General features: G+C 54.5%; 4 protein-coding genes and 1 pseudogene. 4 read left to right on the top strand and 1 reads right to left on the bottom strand.

Annotation, left to right across the window (positions count from 1 at the left end; translation table 11 throughout):
• Window positions 1-73 precede the first annotated feature (73 nt).
• A complete protein-coding gene (locus ACI77I_RS31320; protein WP_407000048.1) occupies window positions 74-1,147 on the bottom strand; it encodes an IS630 family transposase in 1,074 nt (357 codons plus the stop codon).
• Between the two features lie 288 nt (window positions 1,148-1,435).
• Between ACI77I_RS31320 and ACI77I_RS31315 the strand changes: the two genes are divergently transcribed.
• The 4 genes and pseudogenes from ACI77I_RS31315 to ACI77I_RS31300 all read left to right on the top strand — a co-directional run bounded on the left by ACI77I_RS31315 (window position 1,436) and on the right by ACI77I_RS31300 (window position 7,950).
• The gene (locus ACI77I_RS31315) at window positions 1,436-3,073 is read left to right on the top strand and encodes a filamentous hemagglutinin N-terminal domain-containing protein (RefSeq protein WP_407000046.1); all 1,638 of its coding nucleotides are present in this window, start codon (window positions 1,436-1,438) and stop codon (window positions 3,071-3,073) included.
• 241 nt (window positions 3,074-3,314) lie between these two features.
• Window positions 3,315-4,328, top strand: coding sequence for a reverse transcriptase domain-containing protein (locus ACI77I_RS31310; protein ID WP_407000044.1), 1,014 nt, complete (start codon window positions 3,315-3,317; stop codon window positions 4,326-4,328).
• A 132-nt stretch (window positions 4,329-4,460) separates the two neighbouring features.
• A pseudogene (locus ACI77I_RS31305) lies at window positions 4,461-5,507 on the top strand (IS110 family transposase).
• 727 nt (window positions 5,508-6,234) lie between these two features.
• Window positions 6,235-7,950, top strand: a complete 1,716-nt coding sequence (locus ACI77I_RS31300; RefSeq protein ID WP_407000042.1) for a ShlB/FhaC/HecB family hemolysin secretion/activation protein — start codon at window positions 6,235-6,237, stop codon at window positions 7,948-7,950.
• The last annotated feature ends 92 nt before the right edge of the window (window positions 7,951-8,042 follow it).

The following is an 8,042-nucleotide window of genomic DNA, read 5'->3' as shown; positions in this document are numbered from 1 at the left end:
CGTCCCCTGAGAGCCGTGCGTGCGATTTCACTGCATACGGTTCAAGCCGCTAGTGTGCTGTTTTAGAAATAATTTACCTGCCAGCCTGTGAGGCCATCGCCTCACGGGCTCGCTGTATCTTGTTCAATATATCTTCTCCCTTTGCATTCCAGACATAGCGAGTCGGCTGTGCATTTCGCAACGCCAGGAACGTGGTAATCGAGCTCTCCAATTCGCGAACCGAGCTTAAACTGCCCTCACGCAGATACACCGTGATGTCGCGAAAGAAGCGCTCAACCATGTTCATCCACGAGCTGGAGGTCGGGGTGAAATGCATGTGGAAGCGTTTGTGCTTCTCCAGCCAAGCCTGCACTTTCGGGTGTTTGTGCGTGGCGTAATTGGCCACGATCAGATTCAGCTGAAGATGCTTGGGCGTTTCGCGATTGATCTTTTTGAGAAACTCCAGCCACTCCTGATGCCGGTGTTGGCGCTCGATGCAACTAATCAAGCGTCCTTGAAGATAATCCAGCGCAGTGAACAAGGTGACAGTGCCGTGGCGGATATAGTCATGCGATTGCGTACGGATATGCCCGATCCCCAGAGGCAGACCAGGCTGCGTGCGCTCCAAGGCTTGAACCTGGCTTTTCTCATCGCAGCAGAGCACTAACGCCTTGTCTGGCGGGTCAAGATACAGCCCGATCACATCCCAAAACTTCTCTTCGAAATGCGGATCATTGGACAGTTTGAAGGTGCGGGTCAGGTGCGGTTTCAGGTCATTGGCGGCCCAGAGTCTGTGCACGCTGGTGGCCGAGATCCCGGCGACTCGCGCCATGCTCCGACAGCTCCATCGAGGCTCGCCGATTCGCGGCCGAGTAACCTGCTCAAGGACACGACACACGGCGTCTGCCGGCAAGGACGTTTTGCGCCCACGACCCGGCTTGTCGAGCAAACCGTCCAATCGCAGCGTTTGAAAACGCTGGCACCAACAGGTGATCGTGGGGAATGAGAAACCGGTCAAGCGAGCGATCTCTATCCGCGAACAACCTTGGGCTGCCAGCAGGATTACTCGGGCGCGACGGCCGTCGCGCTGACTGATGGTGGCCGAGCGTACTCGGCGGCTCAGTTCGGCCTGTTCTTCTGGGCTAAGGACAATTTCTTGGGCGTTCACTTGCGTTCCCCCGAGCGCTGAATGACAGGGAAAGTGTAGCCGAGATCTAAGAAAAGTTATTTCGAGAACAGCACACTAGAGAGTCAGTGTTTGCGGTGCGCGCTCGCCGTGCCGCATTGCTGTGAATTCTTGTGAGATAAGTGTTTTTAACTTTCAGCATTCCAGTGATCCGCCCAATTCTTGGGAGGATTAAACCGATATCTTTCGATGGCAAATTTTTCCTGACGAATGGCTTCCACTGCGAAGCAGGGCTGTGCGTTTCTTTCTATTGACTTCTTAGGTACCTATATGTCGCTCAAACGTTTATTGTCCCGCGAGGCTTCCATAAAATTCATTCCCAGGACCATGAGTCTTTTGTGCCTGGCGATTATGCAAGGCGCTCTTGCGGCCACAGCATTGGCCCAGGGCTTGCCCAATGGCGGTAACGTGACCCACGGGCAGGCAGTGATTCACTCTGCAGGTAACACCATGCAGATTCACCAGAACTCCGCCAATGCCGTTATCGATTGGAACTCGTTTAACATCGACAATGGTCATTCTGTGAACTTTCAAGTGCCCACCGGCGGCGCTACCCTGAACCAGATTGCCGGCGCCGCCAGCCAGATCAATGGCAACCTGAATTCCAACGGGACGCTGTATTTACTTAACCCCAACGGCATCCTTTTCGGCAAAGGCGCCAGTGTCAACGTCGGTTCTTTGGTGGCGACCACCAGCGCTTTAAGCGCGGACAACTTCATGAATGGCAATCGCACCTTTACGGGCGAAGGGAAAGGAAAAATCGGCAACGCCGGTACCATTATCGCCGCCACGGGCGGCTCGGTGGTTCTGGCCGGTGCCGGCATGATCAGCAACACCGGTACCATTGTAGTGCCTGAAGGCTCCATCCAAATGGTGTCGGGCGATAAGTTTACCCTGAGCATGGCGACCCAGAACCCATTCTTGAGCGTCACGCTCGATGCCACAGCAACCGGAGCTCAAGTTGAAAATATGGGCGGCACATTACGAGCCGGCAGCATTAACCTACAAGCCGTGAGGCGTGTGGTGTCGACGGGCACAGTGGAAGCCAGCAGCCTGGCTGATCTCAAAGGGGCGGTCAACTTTTCTGCCGATGCCGTGGTAGTTAACGGCAAGGTTACTTCGCAAGGCGATATTACTATCGGCGGAAAAGACACTGTCCAGATCACGGGCGCTCACTTGTCCGCTGAAAACGATATTAAGGCTACAGCCAACGGTTTTCTCAGCGTATTTGATTCAACACTGCGCACCGCTGACGGCTCCATCGCTCTGACCAGCGATGCACGGTTGGCCGTACGTGGTTCCAATTTGGAGGCCAACGCTGGGGATATCGAGTTGCGTGGTGTAGGACACGGAACTCAATTCCACAAGCATCTGACAGGCGTACTCATTGAGGACTCCACTCTCAAGGCTACGTCGCCCGATGTGGCCAAAGGCCGGATCCGCGTGAAAGCCGACGCCCATGCCGATCGTGGTGCGTATGAGCGCGGTGCGGCGTTTGTGGGCAGCACCTTAACGGGTAATGGTATTGATATTTACGGTCACGGGCAGTCGGGCGTGTTTTTCCACGGCGGTACTATGTTGCATGCCGAGCACATTACCATTAGCGGTACAGGGGAGGGCTTTGGGCCTAATACCCTGGGGGTGACTTTTGCAGGAAGCAACCAATTAACCGCCGACAAAACCCTGAACATCACCGGTCAGGGTGGAGTGGCCGGTGTGTTATTTAGCGATAGCCATACGCTGGTCAACAGTCCGCAGAGCCTGGTCTCGGGTAACACGCTTCAGCCTGGCATCCCTAGCGGCGTAGGTATTAAGTTTACTGGCCAAGTGGCTTTCCAAAGCGGCGATCCTGATGCCAGTACCACCTTCCTCAGTGATGGCTACGCGGTGACGCCGCCAACGATCTAAGTCGGGCCTAACCCGCTACGGGTTCGCCGATCGCGTGGCGGGCAGGGCAAAGCTTTTGCAACAGCGGTTGCCCGATATTGATTCGCATGTCGGGCAACCGTTTTGCATTGCATTGTACCGAGCCAGCCACCGATGGCTATGTGCCGGGAATACGACTGGATGTGGTGGCTGGATTCTTTCCGAAAGTGGATCTTTGGCCACGACAGTTACGGACTCCAGCCTTAGCAGGCATTGCCTGCCATTGACGGTCAATGGCGGCAACAAACCGTACGCCTGGCTGCAACCTCCGTCGCGCCACATCAGCCACAAACGCCGTAACCTCATCATCCAGCACGTGGGCGGTGTGAAAGTCTTCAGCGCTGTAAACCCTTCCAGCCAAGCGCTGGTTGGAGTATCGAGCAGCATCGTTATCACGTCGTTCTTTGATGAGATCGACCATGAATGGATGCTGATGTTTCTAGGACACCGGATTGCAGACCGGCGCCTGCTCGGGCTTATCTGCAAATGGATTCAGGCGGGTTTTATGGAGGATGGCCGTAGGGTGGCTGCGACCAAGGGAAGTCCCCAAGGCGCAGTGATCTCGCCGTTGTTGGCGAATATCTATCTTCACTACGTGCTGGATCTGTGGGTAAGGCAGTGGCGCCAGCGGCATGCCCGTGGCGAGATGATTGTCGTACGTTATGCGGACGACAGTGTGGTGGGTTTCAGGACAGAATGGCTGGCAAAGCGTTTCATGGCGCAGTTGCAGGAACGCATGGCCAGGTTCGGTTTATCGCTCAATGCCTCGAAGACACGACTGATTGAGTTTGGTCGTTTTGCTACGAGAAATCGCAGAAAGAGAGGGCTAGGTAAGCCGGAGACATTTGATTTTCTGGGGTTCACTCATTGTTGTAGTACCCACAGAAACGGGCGCTTTCAAATCCTGCGGCTGACGGTAAAGAAGCGAATGCGCGCGACGCTTCACGCCATTGGCGAAGAGCTGAATCGTCGTCGCCATGAGCCAATCCGGATGCAGGGTCAATGGCTAAACCGAGTAGTCAGTGGATACTTCAATTACTACGCGGTGCCAGGAAACCTGGTGCGTCTTAGCGGGTTCAGAAAAGCTATTTGCCGTCTCTGGCGGCAAGCCCTCAGGCGTCGCAGCCAGCGTCACCGCCTTCAGTGGTCTCGCTTTGGGCTGTTGACGAACCTTTATATCCCCAATCCTCGTAATACTCATCCTTACCCAGAGGAACGCTTCGCGTCACGTACCTGAGGCAGGAGCCGTTTGCGGTAGTTTCGCACGTACGGATCTATTGGTATGGAACGCCCCCATCCACAAGCCAGAGGTTTCAACGTGCCATAGTGGAAGGGCTTCAGAAACCACAAACCAAGAGGAGCGTCCGGTATGAAAATTATGACCGTTGGTATCGACTTGGCGAAAAATGTATTTCAGGTGCACGGTGTGTTAATGAGCATGGTAAGACCGTTCTGAGGAAGCAACTCAAACGCGACCAGGTCGTCACCTTTTTTGCCGTCGTGCCGCAGTACCTGATCGGTATGGAGGCCTGTGGAAGCGCCCACCATTGGGCTCGAAAGCTGTGCAGCATGGGTCAGGATGTGAGACTGATGGCCCCGCAATTCGTAAAGCCATACGTGAAAACGAACAAAAACGATGCGGCTGACGCTGAAGCTATCTGCGAATCTGTTGGCCGGCCAAACATGCGTTTCGTCCCGATCAAGAGCACCGAGCACCGAGCAACAAGCTGTGCTCGCGCTGCATCGCGTCCGACAAGGGTTTGTGAAAGCTCGTACAGCGCAGGTTAACCAGATCCGAGGACTGTTGGGAGAGTTCGGGCTTGTAATCCCGCAGGGCATTGCCCACATAGCCAACCGAGTACCGGATCTTATTGATGAGGCGAGCAATGAGTTGCCGGGATCGTTCCGTCAGCTTGTGGAGCGTCTACTGGAGCAGTTGAAGGAGTTTGATCGCCAAGTCCACGAGATCGAGATTTAAATTGTCGGCTGGCACCGCATGAACGACGACAGCCGTAAGCTGGCCCGAATACCGGGCATAGGGCCGATCACGGCCAGTGCGATGGTGGCCTCAATTGGTAATGCCAAAAGTTTCAAGAATGGCCGACAGGTGAGTGCATGGCTCGGGTTGGTGCCCAAGCAAAACTCCAGTGGCGGCAAGACAGTGCTATTGGGCATGAGCAAGAGAGGGGATTCATATCTGCGCACGCTACTGATCCAGGGATCGCGCTCGCTGATCTACGCGACCCAACGAAAAAAGGAGACGGTTGATAACTGGCTGATCCGACTAATCAAGCGGCGTAATACCAATGTGGCAGCTGTTGCAGTGGCCAATAAGAACGCAAGAATCATCTGGGCCTTACTATCCAGTGACCGAGAGTTCCGCTCCGACTACGCGACGGCTATCGCAGTCGCGTAGTCGGAGCGGTTTGGAGAGGTCAGCGTAATCCCGTAGTGGAGTACTTCTATCGATTGCTCAGGTGATCATGAGTTGATGGCAAAACTGGTAAGACCGTGGCCAAGAGAATCTGACCCGCACAGCGTGCTCCGAGCACACGGATCTATTGAGAACTCGGCCAGCGGATTTCATCAGGGACAGCGGCAGCGCCGCACCGAAAGTCCGGATGTATGAGTGTAATCTCTACCTGCGAGCCGTCACAGATTGAAAACTTGGCAAACTGGGGGCGTCCATGTATGTGCGGGGGGGCAGGTAACTGCCATTCCTACCGCGACCAGCCGCTCTAAGCGTACCGGCAATTTTCTGCGGAAATGTACCAGCTTTTCGAGGGGGCTGGCGTATGCTGGAAAATGAAATGTTGGGCGAATTTCAGTGATCGCGTAATAGCGCGTTGATCGCTTTGCTACTCCTGCATAAATTCCATCGTTAGGGTGCCTTCAAGCAGGCAATCCGTGGTGGTGAGTAGCGTGCGTCCTTTAACGCATTAAGTTTAATGAAAAGTCGGCAATTCACTATTTTTCTGTGCGTTTTAGTCATGGTTCCGCATACATTGCTCATTTAATAAAGCTCGTGAGTTTTATTTTTTTGAAAGCATTTGTAACTCAATATTTTGCATTCCGTTCGCTGCTTGCAAACAGGTTGTAGCGGGCTGTACTTATATCTAATAAATAATTTGAGTTTATACTTCATGGCTCTGCATAATTTTAAATTAACCTTGCTTGTCGCCACTTTAAGCGCTGCGCCCGGAGCAGCGCGGGCGGTAGATCTGCCATCGGCCGGCAGTCTGGGGAACCAGCTTCAACAAGATTCGGTTAAGTCCTTGGATCGCTCCCAAACAGAGGGCGCCGATCTATTGAAAACTACTGCAGTAGCCACTGACGTTGTGACGACAACCGCCACGACCATTCGCGTCAAGAAAATCGTTTTCGAGAGCGTCCAGGGTGTGCCAATATCCGAGGTGGAGGCTGCGGCGACCCCTTGGTTGAATCGCGACGTGACGTTGGCAGATCTGCGCCGCATGACGGTGGCCATCGAGCAACTTTATGGACAGCGCGGCTTCCTGGCGGTGCGTGCCCTGATTCCACAACAGTCCATGCAAGACGGTGTCCTCAGCGTTCGAGTGGTTGAAGGTCGCTACGCGCCACCCCAAGTCAAGGCCGGCAATTCCCGTGAGCAAGCGGCGCTGCAGCATTTTGTCGAAAGTGCTACCTGCAAAGCCCCATGCTCTGATGCGTCTTATGTCATGAGTTCGCAGGTGGATCGAGCGCTGTATCTAATCAACGATCTTCCCGGAGTGTCCGCCGCCGGCACTCTCAAGGCCGGTGAGCTTGCAGGCACTACGCTGCTGGATATTCAAGCTGCACCGATCAAGCGAGTCAGCGGCTATGTGGGAGGCAATAACCACGGCAACACTCACACAGGGCGCAATCAGCTTTATACCGGTGTCGCTTTGAATAGTGCACTGAAAGTCGGTGATCAGTTCACGCTGGACGGGGTCACCACCATCGAAGCCTTGGAGCGTCATACAGGCCTGCAGCAGTATGCTCTGGGCTACAGTCTGCCTGTAGGTTTCAATGGCACCCGCGTTGGCGGCAGTTATATGCACCTGAACTACGTTCTCAACGGCGCCTTCGAACCGCTGGACGCCAAAGGTGACTCGGATATTTATTCGGCTTGGGTAAGTCATCCGATCTGGTTATCGCACGGGGGGCGGCTGGAGGTGCGTGGTGGCTATGAGTACAGCAAGTTCAATGACCGCCTACTGAAACTTTTGGATCGTGACCGCGATACCCAGTCCACGACAGCTGAGCTCTCAGGCTATTGCTTTTGGGACGACAGCGTGGCGGGCTTCAGTTTTAAATCGACCCTGGGCCTTCTGCGCTATGACGATGCGACGGATAAATCAATTGACCATCAGACCCGCAAGAGCCAAGGCCAATTTTTTAAGCAGCGTATAGATGGCTACTGGCAGCAAGCCCTTGCGCCCCAGTGGTCGGCCTTTGTGTTGCTGCGTACTCAGCTCAGCGACAGCAACCTGGACGGCTCGCAGTCTTTGCTGCTGGGTGGCCCAGGTGGGGTGCGCGCATTTAATGCAGACAGCACCTCGGTCAACCTGGGGGCACAAGGCGCCCTGGAGCTTCGCCATAACAGCCAGCTGTGGAGCCAAAACCTGACGATGGCCGGGTTCTATGATCGCGCCGAAGGCCGCATTAACCGCAACAGCTGGGCGAGCAATCCTGAGAGTGATGCGCGTTTACGCCTAGAAGGCGCGGGGGCTTACATCAATTTTAATGTTGCTCAGAAATATAATGCACGCCTGACCTATGCCCGGGCGCTGTTTGACAACCTCGCCAGCTCCCAGTCCGCCAATCGGGTCTGGTTTGACGTCAGCATGGCGTTTTAATTCGAAACAGCTCATTTTTTGCAGAAGATGATCATGAACTTCAAGCTTTTCAGAGAGATCGGCCGACACTGACATCCAGTACCTGATCGAAA

This window comes from Pseudomonas sp. D47 (assembly GCF_045447305.1).
Taxonomy (GTDB): domain Bacteria; phylum Pseudomonadota; class Gammaproteobacteria; order Pseudomonadales; family Pseudomonadaceae; genus Aquipseudomonas.
The sequence above is the reverse complement of the archived record's forward strand: the minus strand, read 5'-3'. Positions and strand labels throughout refer to the sequence as shown.